Here is a 546-nt window from a genome sequence, read left to right on the forward strand (position 1 = left end):
CGACAACATCGCCGCGAGGTGTAAATGCGTAGACGCGGTCATCGAAGACTTGGCTTCGGAGCTCATCCAACATCTCACCAGAATCGGACATTTCTTCTTGCCGATCCAACAGTTTACGCAGCCAGGTAATTTTCTCATCGTAACCACTGCGGCTGCTCGCACCTTCTTTGTATTTCCAGTGCGCGGCAACGCCCAACTCAGATTCTTCGTGCATTTGCTTGGTGCGAATTTGAATCTCGATGGTTTTGCCTTCAGGGCCAAGAATCACGGTGTGAATCGATTGGTAACCATTTGGTTTTGGGTTTGCAACGTAGTCGTCGAACTCACTCGGTAAGTGCTTGTATTTGGTATGAACCACACCTAACGCAGCGTAACAATCTTGCAGTTTGTCGGCGATGATACGTACTGCACGCACATCAAACAATTCATCAAACGCCAAACTCTTCTTCTGCATTTTTCGCCAAATGCTGTAGATGTGTTTAGGACGACCACTTACTTCGGCATTAATGCCACAAGCTTTCATCTCTTGAGATAAGTCTTCGACAA

The 546-nt window shown here is 47.1% G+C and carries 1 pseudogene; it reads right to left on the reverse strand.

The window, feature by feature from the left end:
* Window positions 1-546 (reverse strand): annotated as a pseudogene (gene relA / locus R8O11_RS30535) (GTP diphosphokinase); the annotation flags it as partial.

Source organism: Vibrio sp. 1288, assembly GCF_033344475.1.